The organism is Allobosea sp. TAB14 (assembly GCF_052113865.1).
Classification (GTDB): Bacteria; Pseudomonadota; Alphaproteobacteria; order Rhizobiales; family Beijerinckiaceae; genus Allobosea; species Allobosea spartocytisi.
The window spans coordinates 1-14,615 of the sequence record NZ_JBFRDQ010000095.1; the positions used below are offsets into that span (position 1 = coordinate 1).

At 67.4% G+C, this 14,615-nt stretch carries 14 protein-coding genes; 5 read left to right on the forward strand and 9 right to left on the reverse strand.

What is annotated here, in order from left to right:
• Together AB4Y99_RS15610 and AB4Y99_RS15615 are read right to left on the reverse strand one after the other, a co-directional pair.
• A partial coding sequence (locus AB4Y99_RS15610) for a sugar transferase (RefSeq protein WP_441523939.1) occupies nucleotides 1-1,080 on the reverse strand: 1,080 nt, incomplete at its 3' end.
• Between the two features lie 208 nt (nucleotides 1,081-1,288).
• Entirely contained in the window at nucleotides 1,289-1,663 is a 375-nt protein-coding gene (locus tag AB4Y99_RS15615) for a hypothetical protein (RefSeq protein WP_038359386.1), read from the reverse strand.
• 210 nt (nucleotides 1,664-1,873) lie between these two features.
• On the opposite strand from AB4Y99_RS15615, the gene AB4Y99_RS15620 reads away from it, so the two are divergent.
• Nucleotides 1,874-2,623, forward strand: coding sequence for an aspartate/glutamate racemase family protein (locus tag AB4Y99_RS15620; RefSeq protein ID WP_441523940.1), 750 nt, complete (start codon nucleotides 1,874-1,876; stop codon nucleotides 2,621-2,623).
• 97 nt (nucleotides 2,624-2,720) lie between these two features.
• Complete coding sequence (locus tag AB4Y99_RS15625; protein WP_441523941.1) at nucleotides 2,721-4,115, forward strand: DUF2793 domain-containing protein; 1,395 nt, start codon at nucleotides 2,721-2,723, stop codon at nucleotides 4,113-4,115.
• A 6-nt stretch (nucleotides 4,116-4,121) separates the two neighbouring features.
• Here AB4Y99_RS15625 and AB4Y99_RS15630 read toward each other — a convergent pair whose 3' ends face one another.
• Complete coding sequence (locus tag AB4Y99_RS15630) at nucleotides 4,122-5,039, reverse strand: dihydrodipicolinate synthase family protein (protein ID WP_133562735.1); 918 nt, start codon at nucleotides 5,037-5,039, stop codon at nucleotides 4,122-4,124.
• Nucleotides 5,029-5,730 (reverse strand): GntR family transcriptional regulator, encoded by a 702-nt coding sequence (locus AB4Y99_RS15635; protein ID WP_038359383.1) that lies wholly within the window; start codon nucleotides 5,728-5,730, stop codon nucleotides 5,029-5,031. Before AB4Y99_RS15635 ends, AB4Y99_RS15630 begins: the two co-directional genes overlap by 11 nt.
• 200 nt (nucleotides 5,731-5,930) lie before the next feature.
• On the opposite strand from AB4Y99_RS15635, the gene AB4Y99_RS15640 reads away from it, so the two are divergent.
• Complete coding sequence (locus tag AB4Y99_RS15640) at nucleotides 5,931-6,902, forward strand: Bug family tripartite tricarboxylate transporter substrate binding protein (protein ID WP_441523942.1); 972 nt, start codon at nucleotides 5,931-5,933, stop codon at nucleotides 6,900-6,902.
• A 23-nt stretch (nucleotides 6,903-6,925) separates the two neighbouring features.
• Here AB4Y99_RS15640 and AB4Y99_RS15645 read toward each other — a convergent pair whose 3' ends face one another.
• The 3 genes from AB4Y99_RS15645 to AB4Y99_RS15655 form a co-directional block, all read right to left on the reverse strand.
• Nucleotides 6,926-8,353, reverse strand: a complete 1,428-nt coding sequence (locus AB4Y99_RS15645; RefSeq protein ID WP_441523947.1) for a phosphomannomutase — start codon at nucleotides 8,351-8,353, stop codon at nucleotides 6,926-6,928.
• Nucleotides 8,354-8,816: 463 nt separating this feature from the next.
• Nucleotides 8,817-10,235 carry a mannose-1-phosphate guanylyltransferase/mannose-6-phosphate isomerase gene (locus tag AB4Y99_RS15650; RefSeq protein ID WP_441523943.1) on the reverse strand — a complete coding sequence of 473 codons (1,419 nt, stop codon included), beginning with the start codon at nucleotides 10,233-10,235 and terminating at the stop codon, nucleotides 8,817-8,819.
• Between the two features lie 103 nt (nucleotides 10,236-10,338).
• Nucleotides 10,339-11,685 (reverse strand): UDP-glucose dehydrogenase family protein, encoded by a 1,347-nt coding sequence (locus AB4Y99_RS15655; RefSeq protein WP_441523944.1) that lies wholly within the window; start codon nucleotides 11,683-11,685, stop codon nucleotides 10,339-10,341.
• A 144-nt stretch (nucleotides 11,686-11,829) separates the two neighbouring features.
• Here AB4Y99_RS15655 and AB4Y99_RS15660 point away from each other — a divergent pair, with 144 nt between their 5' ends.
• Both AB4Y99_RS15660 and pgm read left to right on the forward strand, forming a co-directional pair.
• A complete protein-coding gene (locus tag AB4Y99_RS15660) occupies nucleotides 11,830-11,991 on the forward strand; it encodes a hypothetical protein (RefSeq protein ID WP_210323720.1) in 162 nt (53 codons plus the stop codon).
• 153 nt (nucleotides 11,992-12,144) lie between these two features.
• Nucleotides 12,145-13,794, forward strand: a complete 1,650-nt coding sequence (pgm, locus tag AB4Y99_RS15665) for a phosphoglucomutase (alpha-D-glucose-1,6-bisphosphate-dependent) (protein WP_441523945.1) — start codon at nucleotides 12,145-12,147, stop codon at nucleotides 13,792-13,794.
• A 110-nt stretch (nucleotides 13,795-13,904) separates the two neighbouring features.
• Here pgm and AB4Y99_RS15670 read toward each other — a convergent pair whose 3' ends face one another.
• Nucleotides 13,905-14,063: a hypothetical protein gene (locus AB4Y99_RS15670; protein WP_441523946.1), complete on the reverse strand. Its 159-nt coding sequence runs from the start codon at nucleotides 14,061-14,063 to the stop codon at nucleotides 13,905-13,907.
• Between the two features lie 27 nt (nucleotides 14,064-14,090).
• Entirely contained in the window at nucleotides 14,091-14,345 is a 255-nt protein-coding gene (locus tag AB4Y99_RS15675) for a hypothetical protein (protein ID WP_191125501.1), read from the reverse strand.
• Nucleotides 14,346-14,615 lie beyond the last annotated feature (270 nt).

The following is a 14,615-nucleotide window of genomic DNA, read 5'->3' on the forward strand; positions in this document are numbered from 1 at the left end:
CGCCTGCACGATCACGGCGCCGTCGTCGGTCGTCGTCATGGTGCGGAACTTGAAGATGCGGAACGCCGCCTGATTGAAGCCATGGCGGCGCTGGCGGAACAGCACCGGGCCGGGTGAATCGATCCGGATCGCCAGCGCGATCAGCAACAGCAGTGGCAGCAGCAACAGCCCGGCCAGCGCCGCGGCGGTGAGATCGAAAGCCCGCTTGCAGGCGATTTCGACCGGCGACAGCGGAGCACGCGTCAGGCGCAGGCTCGAAAGCGCGCCGGCGCTGACGAAATGCGGCTGCTCGAAGCGGCTCATGATCTTCTCGGGCGCGAGATGGATCGCGACCGGCATGTTCATGAATGCGTCGACGCAGGCCTCGATCGTCTCATGGTCCGACCAGGGCACCGCGATGAAGACCGCGTYGGGCCGCTTCGCCCGGCAGCTGGCGGCGGCGGCCGCGAGATCGGCCGCAAGGGCTTCGCGCGGATCGCGGCGCGGTTGCTGCGGGTTGAGGAAGGCCACGTCGACGATGGCGCTGCCGGCATTCCATGGCTTGCAGCGGTCGACGAAGGACATGACTTCCTTCTCCCGGCCGATCAGGAAGACGCGCTCGGAGGTGATCCGGCCGGTCCGGCTTCCCGCCGAGATCAGGCGGACGATGGCCGAACGGGTCAGTACGATGGCGGGAATGCCGGCGAGATAGCTCGTCAGGAGGACGGCCCGCGAATAGTGATCGGCGATCTTGGCGAGGACAAGCAGCACCAGGAACGCGACGAACGCGATGTTCCAGGCCGAGAAGGCCGCCGCGACCTGGCCTTTCGTCGAGAGGTAATTGCCGATCTGGTAGCGTCCGCGCATCAGGTTGACGAAGACGAACAGCGCCGCCAGCGTGCCGGCGAGTTCCGGAGTCCGCTCGTCCACCTGGAAAGAGCCCTGCATCGCAAGATCGGTCGACCAGTCCATGGCGTAGACCAGGGCCACGACGAGGACGCCGTCGCACGCCGCCGTCAGCAGGCCGAGCCAGTGCCGCCAGCTTCTCGCAGGGCCTCGGGGCAGCGCCAACGGTGCCTGCCTGAGATGGTCGACGCTCATATTCGCCCAGTCCTTGCCGCTTTGTCTCCCGCTTTCGGCGCGAGGACCGAGATATGCGGGAGCAGTCGGCGACGCAACCGCAAGCGCCATGCCGCGCGGCATTGCACCGGATCGGTGCGAATTTCAATCAGTGCGTGTGGTTTCCGGCGAAAACGACGCGAGATCACGCCGAAAAGGCGACGGCGTGTTCCGTTACGGCACAGCCTCTTCAGGCCAGGCTGCGCAGGCGCCGTGCCAGATAATCGAGGGAGACGGCAAGGCCGCCGCCGGTCAGGGTCCCCAGAATCTTGACCACGGCATCGTGGGGCCGGCCATGGCGCGTCGCCTCCCAGGTCTGGGCCCATTCGAGCCCGAGCGCGAGAAGCACGATGCCGCCCAGCACGAACCAGCGCTGGCGCGGATAGGCGAAGGCCAGCGCGCCGCCGGCCGCGAGATAGGCCATGAAGCGTTCGACATCCGCCCCCACATCCGGGAGATGCGGACGCAGCTCGATCGGCGACAGCGTCGAGACGAGGATGACGGCCAGCGCGCACCAGCCGAGGAAGGTCGCGAGGCGGCGCAGATGGTCGAAGGGATCGGTCAAGGAATCAGAATCCAGAGGCGCGAATCGCGGCTACGCAAACAACGGGCCAGAAGCAGGTTACGCAACCGATTTTTTGGCGAGCGACGTGCTTTATGGTCTTACGAACACGGCAAAGCAATGGCGCAAGCGCGACTTCGCGGTCACCATCATGCTATCGCCGCCAGTGGAACAATCGCCCGGCGCGGGCGCAACGATCGCAACGGAGTGCCGATGACAGACGAAGCCCGTTCCGGACCCGCCTCCCGCATCGCTCTCGGCGGGAGGGCGATCTATGGGGTGCCGCTGGGCATCCTGATGCTGGAAGCGCGTTTCCCGCGGATTCCCGGCGACATGGGCAACGGCACGACCTGGCCCTTTCCAGTGCTCTACCATGTCGTCACGGGAGCGAGCCCGGAAAAGGTGGTCCTGAAGGGAGCCGCCGGGCTTTTGCCGGATTTCGTGGCGGCAGCGCGAGAGCTGGTCAGGCTCGGCGCGGAAGCGATCACCACCAATTGCGGCTTTCTATCCCTGTTCCAGCGCGAGCTCGCGGCCGCGGTGAACGTTCCGGTCGCGACATCGTCGCTGATGCAGGTACCGTGGGTGCAGGCGACGCTGCCGCCCGGAAAGCGCGTTGGTCTCGTCACCGTCTCGGCCGCGACGCTGACGCCGGCCCATCTCGAATCTGCCGGCGTGTCGCTCGACACGCCGGTCGCCGGCACCGAAAATGGCCGCGAATTCTTCCGCGTGCTGATCAAGGCCGAGAAGGACGACATGGATGTCGAGCTTGCCCGGCAGGATGTGGTCGAGGCTGCGCTCGATCTCGTGGCGCGGCATCCCGACGTCGGCGCGATCGTGCTGGAATGCACCAACATGCCGCCTTATGCGGCGGCCGTGCAGCAGGCGACGGGGCTGCCGGTCTACGACATCTATTCGCTGATCACCTGGTTCCATGCCGGCTTGCGGCCCCGGAGCTTCGGTTAAGATCGGCGCCGGGCATCCGCCGACCCCCGGAACTTATCCCCGGCGCTTCGGGCGCCTGCATCATCCAGCCTCGCATCGTCCGATCCCGCGAGGCCCCATGACCGTCACGCCCCGTCTCTCGCTGCCGCTGCTTGCCGCCGGCCAGGCGCAGAAACATGTCACGCACAACGACGCGCTGGTGCGCCTCGACGCCCTGATCCATCTGGTCGTCGACAGCCGCAGCCAGTCCGCGCCGCCAGGCAGCCCGAGCGAATTGTCGGCCTATATCGTGCCGGCCGACGGCACCGGCATCTTTGCCGGGCGCGCGGGTCAGGTGGCGTTGTTCGAGGATGGCGGCTGGATCTTCCTGACGCCGCGGGTCGGCTGGCAGGCCTGGATCGCCGACGAGGCCGAGCACACTCTCTGGACGGGCACGGAATGGCGCAGGGCCAGCCCGCTCAGCGGCCTCGGCGCCGAGAAATGGGGCGTCAACGCCACGGCCGACGACAGCAACCGGCTGGTGGTGTCGTCGGAGGCGAGCCTGTTCAACCATGCCGGCGGCGACCATCGGCTCAAGCTCAACAAGGCGAATGCCGGGGCGACGGCGAGCGTGCTGTTTCAGTCCAACTGGTCGGGGAGGGCGGAGTTCGGTCTCGCGGGCGACGACGATTTCCGGGTCAAGGTCAGCCCCGATGGCTCGGCCTGGCACGATGCGCTCGCCATCGACCGGGCCGGCGGAGGGGTCGCGCTGCCGGGCTCGCCCTGGGCGGCAGGGCAGAACCTGCTGATCAATGGCGACATCCAGATCAATCAGCGCGGCTTTGCCGGCGGGGCGCTGGTGGCGGGCGCCTATGGCTTCGACCGCTGGAAGGCGGGTGCCAGCGGAGCGAACCTGTCGCTCAGCGGCTTCACGGTGAGTTTGAATACGGGCGCGATCCTGCAACCGGTCGAGCCGGCGGCGTGGGGGATTTCGTCCTTCGCGGGCATGACGCTCGCTGTTTCGGTGGAGGGGCTGAGCGGCGGCGATCTCAGCGTCAGGGTCGGCAGCCAGTCCGGTACGATCACCGCCGGGGCCGGGCGGCGCTTCGTCGTGCTGACGCCGGCGCCGGGGGATAGCGGCCCGCTCGCGGTGAGCTTGGCGCCAGTGGTCGGGGCGGTGAGCTTCGCGCGCGTCAAGCTGGAGATCGGCCGCATCGCGACCCATTGGTCGCCGCGTCCGATCGGCGCCGAACAGCAGCTCTGCCGGCGCTATCACTGGCGGCCGGGCGGGACGGTGCTGATCGACGCCTATCAGGCGGCCGGCGCCGCTGCGCGCCAGACGCTGCCGCTGCCCGTGCCGATGCGGACGACGCCGACGGTGAGCTATGGCATCTCGCAGGACATCAACGTGCAGGGCTCCGACCGCGGCATCGTCGCTTCGTCGCCGGAATGGGCCCAGGCCTATGTCACGGCGCAGGCGCTGGGCCGGGTGCGGGCGGCCTTCGACACGATCGCCTTCGACGCGGAGCTGTGAGGCCGGCTACTCCGCCGCAGCTTTCGCAGCCCCCCAACCCGACACGATGGCGCGCAGTTCTGCCCGCTCGGCCGCGTTGAGTTCCGGCAGGCCGGGCAGGCGGACCGGGCCGACATCGATGCCGAGCAGTCCCAGCGCTTCCTTCACCACGGTGACATTGGCGCCGTTGCCGTATTTGGTGCGCAGCTTCTCGAAGCCGGCGATGGCGTCGACCTCGCGGCGCGCGGCGTCGTAGTCGCCGGCTTCCAGCGCGCGCCAGACGGCGAGCGAGCGCGCGGGGACGACATTGACGAGCCCCGAGGTGAAGCCGCGCGCGCCCAGCGCATGGAAGGGCGCGGCCCAGCCCTCGGCGAGACCGCAGATCCAATTGGCGGAAGTGCCTTGCGTCTCGCGCACGCAGTCGGCCAGCAGCATCATGTTGGTGGAGGCGAATTTCACGCCCGCGACATTGGGATGGGTTGCGACGCGGATCAGGTCGGTCACGCCGATGGCGTCGGAGCGGATATAGGCGACGAGCGGGATCGTCAGCGCCTCGGCGATGGCGAGGATGTAGTCGGCCTGGGATTGCGGCGCGGCGAAGGGGTCGAGCGGGTGATGCACCATCGCCGCGTCGCAGCCGGCCCTGGCGGCGAGCCTGCCGGTCGCGACAGCTTCGCGCAAAGACCGCCCGATGCCGGCCGTGACGAGCGCCCTGCCGGCGGCGGCTTCGGCCGCGACGGCGTGGGAGCGTTCCACCTCCGCCGTCGTCATCGGGTAGAATTCGCCGGTGTTGCCGGCCGAGACGATGTTGTGGATGCCGGCCTCGGCGATTCCGCGCACGATCCTGCCCGTCAGCGCCCAGTCGGCCTCGCCATCCGCCTTCCAGGCGGTGACATGGACGCCGGAAATGCCGCGCAGCGCGCGACGCACCTTGTCATTCGTCATAGTCCAGTCCCTCCGCATCCGCGCCGAAGACGAGCCGCACATGGGCTTTCCCCGAACGGACGATGTGTTGGCGCATCCTGCGTTCGGCGAGCGCGGGATCGCGCGCCAGCAGCGCCTCGCAGATGCCGCGATGCTCCGCGAAACCCCGGCGGCGCTCCGCCAGCTCCGAATGAAGCGCGATGCGCTGGGCATGGTCGTACATGCGCTGCCCGTCGAGGCGGCGCTCCAGATAGGTGCAGCCCGAGATGCGGTGGATCGCCTGATGATAGGCGCCGTTGAGCGCGACGAGATCCTCCAGCTCGCCATGCTCCGTCGCCTGCTCCATCTCCGCGATCAATCGGGAGAGCTCGCGTCCGCCGGCCTCGGTCAGGCGGTTGGCGGCGATGTGGGCCATGACGCTTTCGAGTGCGGCGCGTCCGAGCGCCATCTCCAGCGCTTGCCGGGCAGAGAACTCGACGAAGACGCCGCGCCGCGCCTCGGTCCGCACCAGCCCCTCGCTCTCGAGCTTGCGGATCGCGTCCTTCACGGGGGTGGTGCTGACGCCGAGCATCTCGGCGAGATGGCGCTCATTCAGCCGCTCGCCATTGCGGAAACGCCCGGCGACGATGGCTCGGCGCAGGCGCTCATGGACATGCTCGCGCAGGGAACGCAGCAGGTCGGGCGCAACGGGTTCGACGGCGGGCTGCAACATTCACTCTTCCGGCGCGGCGGAAATGGGGAAGCCGCTGCCGGATTCCCCATGGCGGCGTCGGTCACCAGACACCACAATCCGGTTGTCTCGGCAATCTGAAATTTCAGATTTCAAATCTCCAGCCCTGTGTTATCCCTTGGCGCAAGCGCCCGCTCACGAGGCGCAAGGCGGATTCTCCGCATCAGGGAGGAATGAAACCGATGAGCATCACCCGCAGAACCATCATCGCCGCGGCTTGCCTTGCCGCGGCCGGGCCTGCTTTCGCGCAGGGCGAGTATCCCGGCAGCAGGGTCGTCACCATCGTCGTGCCCTTTGCGGCCGGCGGCACCACCGACATGCTCGGGCGCATCCTCGCCGACCGGCTCGGCGCACGCCTCGGCGGCAGGTTCATCGTCGAGAACAGGGCCGGGGCGGGCGGCAATACCGGTGTCGCCGCCGTGGCGCGGGCTCCGGCGGACGGCTACACGCTGACGATGGGCACGGTCTCGACCCATGCGATCAATCCGGCTGTCTACTCCAGACTGCCTTTCGACCACGTCAAGGATTTCGTGCCGATCTCGCAGGTCGCGAGCGTTCCCAACATCCTGATGGTCAATATCGACCTGCCGGCGAAGAGCGTGCCGGAGCTGATCGACCTGCTGAAGAAGAATCCGGGCAAGTACTCCTTCGGCTCCTCGGGCGCCGGCACCTCGACCCATATGGCGGCGGAGATGTTCAAGGTGGCGACTGGCACCGACATGGCCCATGTGCCCTATCGCTCGAGCGGGCAGGTGACGCAGGACCTGCTCTCCGGCCAGATCCAGGTCAGCTTCGACAACATCACCATCGCCTGGCCGCATGTGCAGGAGGGCAAGATCCGGGCCCTGGCGACGGCGACGCCGAAGCGACTCGAAGTGGCCAAGGATCTGCCGGCGCTGGCCGAGTTCATACCGGGTTACGACGCCAGTTCCTGGCACGGTTTCTTCGCGCCCGCCGGCGTGCCGAAGGAGATCGTCGCGAAGCTCTCGGCGGAGACGCAGGCGATCATGAAGGAGCCGGCGGTGATCGAGCAGCTCAGGAAGCTCGGCGTCGATCCGGTCGGGTCATCGCAGGACGCATTCGCCGCCCATATCGCCGCGGAGACGACGCGCTGGGCCGAGGTCGCGCAGAAGGCGAATGTGAAGATCGAGTGAGGCGGCGCCGCGCCGCCTTGCTGTCAGCGGGTCTGTGCCGCCGCGAAGGCGAGGTTTTCGGCGAGGAGCGCCTCGGCGGCCTCCAGCGTCGGCGCCTCGACATAGACGCGCAGCTCGGGCGCGTTGCCGGAAGCGCGGAAATGAGCCGTGGCGCCATCGCCCAGCGTCAAGCGCAGGCCGTCGCGCCGGTCGCGCGCCGCGACACCGCCGCGGCTCGCGAAGGCCGCATCGCGGAAGGCGGGATCCTCCGCGTCGAGCCTTGCGATGAGCGCCGCGGTCCTGTCCTGCGGAATCTCCTGCAGGCGGTTCGACAGGGCGATGGCGAAGCGGGCTTCGGCGGCGATGGCGCTCAGGGCCTGGCCGGATTGCCGGGCGAGCGCGAGCGTCGCCAGGATGGGCAGCATGGCGTCGCGCGTCGGCAGGGCGGTCAGGCGGTGGCCGTCACGCTCGACATCCGAGCCGAGCAGCACGCCGCCATTGGCCTCGAAGCCGATGATCGTCGTGGCACCCTCGGCCCTGGCCTGCTCCATGCCGGCGATGACATAGGGCGAGCCAACGCGGGTGCGGACGACCTTGTCGAACAGGCCGGGACGGTCGAGCGCCGAGTTGGAGGTGACCGGCGTGACGATCGCATCGGCGCCGAGGAAGCGCGCGGTCAGGGCTCCGACGAGATCGCCGCGCAGGAAGCGGCCGTTCTCATCGGCGACGAGCGGCCGGTCCGCATCGCCGTCGGTCGAGACGATCGCATCGAGCGCCCGCTCGCCCGCCCATCGACGCGCGAGCTCCTCGTCCTCCGGCCGCAGCGCTTCGGTATCGACCGGGATGAAGTGCTCGCTGCGCCCGAGCGGAACGGGCGAGGCGCCGAGCCCCGCGAGCACGTCGCAGATGACGTCGCGGCCGACGGAAGAGTGCTGATAGACGCCGACGACCATGCCGCCCAGCGGCGAGGGCCCGAAGAAGTCGAGATAGCGCGCTTTGTAGGCCGCCAGCGCTTCATATGTGTCCGTCGCCACTGTTGCTTCGGGCACGGAGGAGAGGGCGAGGCGGGCCTGCCAGTCCAGGATGCGTCCCTCGTCGGCTTTGTCGATCTCACCGGCGGCGCGATAGAACTTCAGCCCGTTGCGGTCGTCCGGGATGTGGCTGCCCGTCACCATGATGGCGGGGGCGCGGCGCTGGATGGCGGCGAGCGCCAGGGCCGGGGTCGGCAGGGCGCCGCAATCGACCGGAACCAGGCCGGCGTCGGAAACGGCCTGCGCGCATTGGGCGGCGATGAGCGGGCTCGACGAGCGCAGATCCCGCCCGATCAGGACCTCGCCCGCGGGCCCCGCCGCATCGTCCTCGCGGATCATGGCGCAGAAGGCGCGGACATGGCTGTAGGCCGGCAAGCCGACGAGCTCGCTCACCAGGCCGCGCAGGCCGGAGGTTCCGAATTTCAGGCTGGTCATGGACAGGATACCAAGATCTCGCGGTTCGCGGCTGCAGGGTAAAGCATCTTCGAGTGGGGAGGATACCGGTTCGGGTGAAGAAAATGCCACGGAACAAGGGCTAGAGCGGTTCCGGCCTTCAGGACATTCGCCGTACGCCTCGGCGCCGCAATGGCTGCTACAGGGCCTCGGAGAGGTCCGTTAAAATTGAAATATCGATTCACCCGGCTTTAGGGCCTGATCGTGCAGAACATCGTGGCGCGGCAGATGTCGCGCCTGCTGCCAGGGAGACGGCATCGATGCTCACGATCGCGACGATTTGGTTGGGTTGCCTGGCGATCTTCCTGCAGCTCGCCGATTCCGCTCCGGAGCTGGGTTGGCACGACTGAGTCGTCCGTCGCTAGCGCATCGCGGCGACGGAAAGGCTTGCGTCGCACGCGCTTGAAGGCGGGCGACAACGTCGCGGTGGTGGCGCTCCGGCGCGTCTTGCTCAGGCGCGTGCGTAGATGTCCTCGATCCGGACGATGTCGTCCTCGCCGGTGTAGGAGCCGACCTGAACCTCGATCAGTTCGAGCGGAATCTTGCCGGGGTTGGCCAGGCGGTGCGTGCAGCCGATCGGCAGGTAGATCGATTCGTTCTCGTGGATGTAGGAGACGGTGCCATCCAGCGTCACCTCGGCCGTCCCCGAGACGACGACCCAGTGCTCGGCCCGGTGGAAGTGCTTCTGCAGGCTCAGCAGGCCGCCGGGCTTGACGTTGATGCGCTTCACCTGGAAGCGGCCGCCGAGGTCGATACGCTGATACCAGCCCCAGGGCCGGTACATGCGCAGATGCTCGGTCGCCTCGCGGCGGCCCTCTTTCTTCAACCGCTCCACCAGCCCCTTGACCTCGGCGGCGCGCGCCTTGGTCGTGACCAGGACGGCGTCCCGCGTCGTGACGACCACGGCATCATCGAGGCCGATGACTGCCGTCAAAATCTCGTCGCTGCGGATCAGCGAGTTGCGGGTGCCGATGGCGACGACCGGGCCTTCCAGCACATTGCCAGCCTCGTCCTGGGGGCGGATCGCCTGCAGCGAATCCCAGCTGCCGACATCGGACCAGCCGAAGCTCGCACGCAGCACGCCGGCATGGCGCGTCTTCTCCATCACGGCATAGTCGATCGAAACCTTGGTGGCCTCGGCGAAGCCTTTCGGGTCCAGCCGCAGGAAGTCGAGATCCTTGGTGGCCGCCGCCAATGCCCGGGTTGCGCCGGACAGCACCTCGGGCACGAAAGCCTCGAGCTCTGCGAGCATCCGCTCGGCCGAGAAGATGAAGTTGCCGCTGTTCCAGAGGAAGCCCTGCTCCACATAGCCCAGCGCAGTCTCGGCGTCGGGCTTCTCGACGAAGCGGGCGACGGTGTTGGCGCCCTCGCTCTTCAGCGGCTTGCCGGGCTCGATATAGCCATAGCCGGTGGCAGRCTCGGTCGGGACGATGCCGAAGGTCATGATCGGGCCGTCCGCGGCAAGGCTCGCGGCGCGCCCGCAGTCGCGGCGGAAGGCCTCGACATCGGGGATGACGTGATCGGCGGCGAGCGCAAGGCAAAGGCCCTTCTCGTCCTTCTGCGAGACCAGCAGCGCGCCGATGGCGATCGCAGGAGCGGAATCGCGACGTTCGGGCTCCAGCACGATGTCGCCGACGACGCCGACGGCCCGCATCTGCTCGGCGACGACGAAGCGGAATTCGTTGTTGGTCACCACGATGGGATTGGCGAAACCGTCGCCTTTCACCCTGAGCAAGGTCGCCTGGAAGGTCGAAAGCCCATCATCGAGCAATGCGATGAACTGCTTGGGCATGGAGTCTCGCGACAGCGGCCACAGCCGCGTGCCAGCGCCGCCGGCCATGATCAAGGGGGTGATGAGGCGGGAGGTCATCAGAGTATCGGACTCCAAATCAGGTTTTAGCCGCGTCGGCCTCAGGGCAGGGCATGTTTCATGCCATATGCCGGCAAGGACCTACAGACTGTTCAGATTTCGATCAGGCTGCGTCGATGGCGTGGGAGGAGACCGGGTCGGAAATGCCGCGGCCGATATCGGCGTAGACGAAGCCCTTCTCGCGGACCTGCTCGCCACGATAGATGTTGCGCAGATCGATCAGGACCGGCGACCTCATGAGCGTCCTGACCCGATCGAGATCCAGCGCCCTGAAGATGTTCCATTCGGTGACGATCACGGCCGCATCGGCATCTTCGACGCATTCATAAGCATTGCCGCAATAGGTGACGGCGCCGGGAAGGACTGCCTTCGCCTGCTCCATGCCTTCGGGATCGAAGGCGCGGATCGTCGCGCCTGCGTCCTGCAGCGCGGTGATGACCGAGATCGAGGGGGAATCGCGCATGTCGTCGGTGTTCGGCTTGAAGGTGAGGCCGAGCACCGCGACGGTTTTGCCCCGAACCGAGCCGCCGCAGGCCGCCACGACCTTGCGGCCCATGGCGCGCTTGCGCTGCTCGTTCACCGCGGCGACCGTCTCGACGATGCGCGCGGGAGTGCCGTAATCCTGAGCCGTCTTGATCAGGGCCAGCGTATCCTTGGGAAAGCAGGACCCGCCATAGCCCGGCCCGGCATGCAGGAACTTGCCGCCGATGCGGTTGTCGAGGCCCATGCCCCGCSCCACGTCCTGGACGTTGGCGCCGACCTGCTCGCACAGATCCGCCATCTCGTTGATGAAGGTGATCTTCGTCGCCAGGAAGGCGTTGGCGGCGTATTTCGTCAGCTCGGCGGTGCGGCGGCTGGTGTTCAGAATGGGCGCGCTGTTGAGATAGAGCGGACGATAGACATCCGCCATCACCTGCTGGGCGCGGGCGTCCTCGGTCCCGATGACGATGCGGTCGGGGCGCTTGAAGTCCTCGATCGCGGCGCCCTCGCGCAGGAACTCCGGGTTCGAGACCACGGCGAACTCGGCGTCCGGCCGCAATTCGCGCACGATCCGCTCGACCTCGTCGCCGGTGCCGACCGGGACCGTCGACTTGGTGACGATCACCGTGTAGCGGCCCAGCGCCTGCGCGATCTCGCGGGAGGCGGCATAGACATAGGACAGATCCGCGAAACCGTCGCCGCGGCGGGAGGGTGTGCCGACCGCGATGAAGACCGCGTCCGCTGCGCTCACGGGGCCGGCGAGGTCGGTCGTGAAGGACAGCCGGCCAGCGGCGGCGTTGCTGCGCACCAGTTCCGTCAGGCCAGGTTCGAAGATCGGAATCTCGCCGCGCTTCAGCGCTGCGATCTTGCTCTCCTGCTTGTCGACGCAGACGACCTCATGGCCGAAATCCGCGAAGCAGGCGCCGGATRCCAAGCCGACATAACCCGATCCGACCATCACGATCTTCATCGCCAACTCCAAAGAAACCTATTTCGCGCCTGCGACACATATATTGCCTTGGACGTCAGTACGAGGGCCAACCGTATCTCGTCGCGGGGCGCAGCCTGTCCTGCCGACCGCGGGGACCGGTCGGAATTCCCACACATCGCTCAAATGCGAGCGATTGCCTGCACCGAAGTGCAAATCCGGAGGGGCTACACCGAGATCAGTTTCTCGGGGTCTGGTCTCGTGCTCATCTATCTCGGCATCGTCTGGCTCGGCTGCGCCGCCATCTTTCTCGAACTCGCCGACCGCGCTCCGGTAATCGAAGGCTGACGCGGCTGATCGGCCCGGCGCGGGTTTCGCTCCCGGGCGCTTGGCAGAAGCGCGCTCGCGAGCTGCCGTGCTCCGGCCTTTTTCGCTCGCGACTTTGCGGACCGGCCGTCTATAACGGGCGGCGCATTGGCTGGCCTGCAACCGAGATACTCAATGACCGATACCGTGAGCCCCTACGCCGGAAAGCGGCTCGACCCCTCCATGCTCGTCGATGTCGCGGCACTGCAAAGGGCCTATTTCGACCAGCCTGATCCGTCGCAGCGTTCGCAGCAGGTGGCGTTCGGCACGTCGGGCCATCGCGGTTCGGCCTTCTCCGGATCGTTCAACGAGGCGCATATTCTCGCCATCGCCCAGGCGCTCTGCCTTTATCGCCGCGAACAGGGCACCGACGGGCCGCTTTTCGTCGGCATCGACACCCATGCGCTCTCGCGCAACGCCTTCGAGACGGTGCTGGAGGTCTTCGCCGCCAATGGCGTGACCACGATGATCGACGAGAAGCTCGGCTTCACGCCGACGCCCGTCATCTCTCATGCCATCCTGACCTATAACCGCGGCCGCTCCTCCGGGAAGGCGGACGGCGTCGTCATCTCGCCCTCGCATAATCCTCCCGCCGATGGCGGGCTGAAGTACAACCCCCCTCATGGCGGGCCGGCCGATACCGATGCCACCGGATGGATCGAGAAGAAGGCGAATGCCTTTCTTGCCGACAAGCTCGCCGGCATCGCCCGCATTCCCTATGACAAGGCGCTGAAGAGCGAGCATGTCCGGCGGTACGACTACATCAGCGGCTATGTCGCCGATCTCGCCGATGTCGTCGATATGGAGGCGATCGCGCGGGCGGGCGTCTCGATCGGGATCGACCCGCTCGGCGGTGCCGGGCTCGACTATTATCAGCCGATCATCGACCGCTACGGCCTGAAGGGGACCATCGTCAGCAAGGCAGTCGATCCGACCTTCGGCTTCATGACCGCCGACTGGGACGGCAAGATCCGGATGGACTGCTCCTCGCCCTATGCGATGGCGAGCCTGATCGGCATGCGCGACCGCTTCGACGTCGCTTTCGCCAACGACACGGATGCAGACCGGCACGGCATCGTCACCCGCAGCAGCGGGCTGATGAACCCGAACCACTATCTCGCCGCGGCGAGCGCCTATCTCTTCGCCAACCGCCCCGGCTGGCGTGCCGACGCGGCCATCGGCAAGACGGCGGTGTCGAGCGCGATCATCGACCGCGTCGCGGGCAAGCTCGGGCGCCGGCTGGTCGAGGTGCCGGTTGGGTTCAAATGGTTCGTGGAGGGGCTGATCTCGGGCGATTTCGGCTTCGCGGGCGAGGAAAGCGCCGGCGCCTCCTTCCTGCGCAAGGACGGCACCGTCTGGACCACCGACAAGGACGGGCTCATCCTCGGCCTGCTCGCCGCCGAGATCACCGCGAAGACGGGAAATGATCCGGGCGTGCTCTACGACAAGCTGACAGCCGAGCTCGGCAAGCCCTGCTATGCGCGCGTCGACGCTCCCGCGACATCGGCCCAGAAGGCGGTGCTCAAGAACCTCTCGCCGAGCCAGATCACGACGAAGGAGCTGGCGGGCGAGCCGATCACGGCGATCCTGAGCGACGCTCCCGGCAATGGCGCCCCGATCGGGGGCCTCAAGGTGACGAGCGCCGATGGCTGGTTCGCCGCGCGCCCCTCCGGCACCGAGGAGGTCTACAAGATCTACGCCGAGAGCTTCCGCGACGAGGCGCATCTCGCCCGCATCCAGGAGGAGGCGCGGCAGATCGTCGGCGCGGCCTTCGCGGCGGCTTGACCAGCCGCCAGGGTGTCCCCGGTTGCGCAATAACCTCAATGGTTGCGATTGACGGCGTTTCTTCGTCCATCGTCGCGAAGGCTGGCTGAAATGGGGCGCGCGCCGGGGCCTCAGAAGCTCGCGGCGAACAAGCGCCAGGCGATCCAGACGAGGAAAGCGATCCAGGCCGTCGTGGCGATGCCGACCAGAGCGAGATAGGCGGCCGAGACGACCTTGGTGGTGAGTGTCTCAGGCGAGGCGTTGACGGGAGGGGGCGTTCGGTCGGTCATGGTCCGCGATCGAGGGATTGGCCCTTCTCACCAGTCGATGGGGTCGGAGATCGTCGGGCGGCGGCCCGGCGTGGTCTCGCGTAGCATCGAGCCGATCTTGCGCTTGTATTCATCCCACGAAGAAAGGATGCGTCCGCATTTGGTGCAGGTCACGTCGCTGTTCTGCTCCAGCCGGCCGGGAACCGAAATGCTCGCCGATCCGCAGGTGTCGCACTGAAAGCCGTCCCGCCCCATCACGATCTCCTCAAACTCACCGAGCCCGGGCCGGCTCGTCGGCGCCATGAACCGGCATGGCAGATGACTGGCGCCTGAACGCTTCGATCCGTGGCGCGCCCTCCTCCTTGCGAGCACCGAGGCGGGGGGACCGAGGAGGCTGGTGCGATGGACGTGCGGGCTGCGGCGGCTATGTCGAATGCCGTGCTTCTGTGGGGACGGCTGGCGGCCGAGACGGCGCGCTCGATCACGGCAAGCAAGGCATCGCCGGATGGCAGGCTACGCCAATCGCCGGCGCCTCCGTGAGAGAAGGCCAGGAACGTCGCAAAGAAAAATGGG

What these genes read in the sequence shown, in the direction of transcription:
- AB4Y99_RS15630 (WP_133562735.1), bottom strand. Translation starts at nt 5,039, where the DNA reads ATGACGAATGACAAGGTGCGTCGCGCGCTGCGCGGCATTTCCGGCGTC.
- AB4Y99_RS15670 (WP_441523946.1), bottom strand. Translation starts at nt 14,063, where the DNA reads ATGACCGACCGAACGCCCCCTCCCGTCAACGCCTCGCCTGAGACACTC.
- AB4Y99_RS15675 (WP_191125501.1), bottom strand. Translation starts at nt 14,345, where the DNA reads ATGGCGCCGACGAGCCGGCCCGGGCTCGGTGAGTTTGAGGAGATCGTG.
- AB4Y99_RS15625 (WP_441523941.1), top strand. Translation starts at nt 2,721, where the DNA reads ATGACCGTCACGCCCCGTCTCTCGCTGCCGCTGCTTGCCGCCGGCCAG.
- pgm (WP_441523945.1), top strand. Translation starts at nt 12,145, where the DNA reads ATGACCGATACCGTGAGCCCCTACGCCGGAAAGCGGCTCGACCCCTCC.
- AB4Y99_RS15660 (WP_210323720.1), top strand. Translation starts at nt 11,830, where the DNA reads ATGCGAGCGATTGCCTGCACCGAAGTGCAAATCCGGAGGGGCTACACC.
- AB4Y99_RS15635 (WP_038359383.1), bottom strand. Translation starts at nt 5,730, where the DNA reads ATGTTGCAGCCCGCCGTCGAACCCGTTGCGCCCGACCTGCTGCGTTCC.
- AB4Y99_RS15640 (WP_441523942.1), top strand. Translation starts at nt 5,931, where the DNA reads ATGAGCATCACCCGCAGAACCATCATCGCCGCGGCTTGCCTTGCCGCG.
- AB4Y99_RS15620 (WP_441523940.1), top strand. Translation starts at nt 1,874, where the DNA reads ATGACAGACGAAGCCCGTTCCGGACCCGCCTCCCGCATCGCTCTCGGC.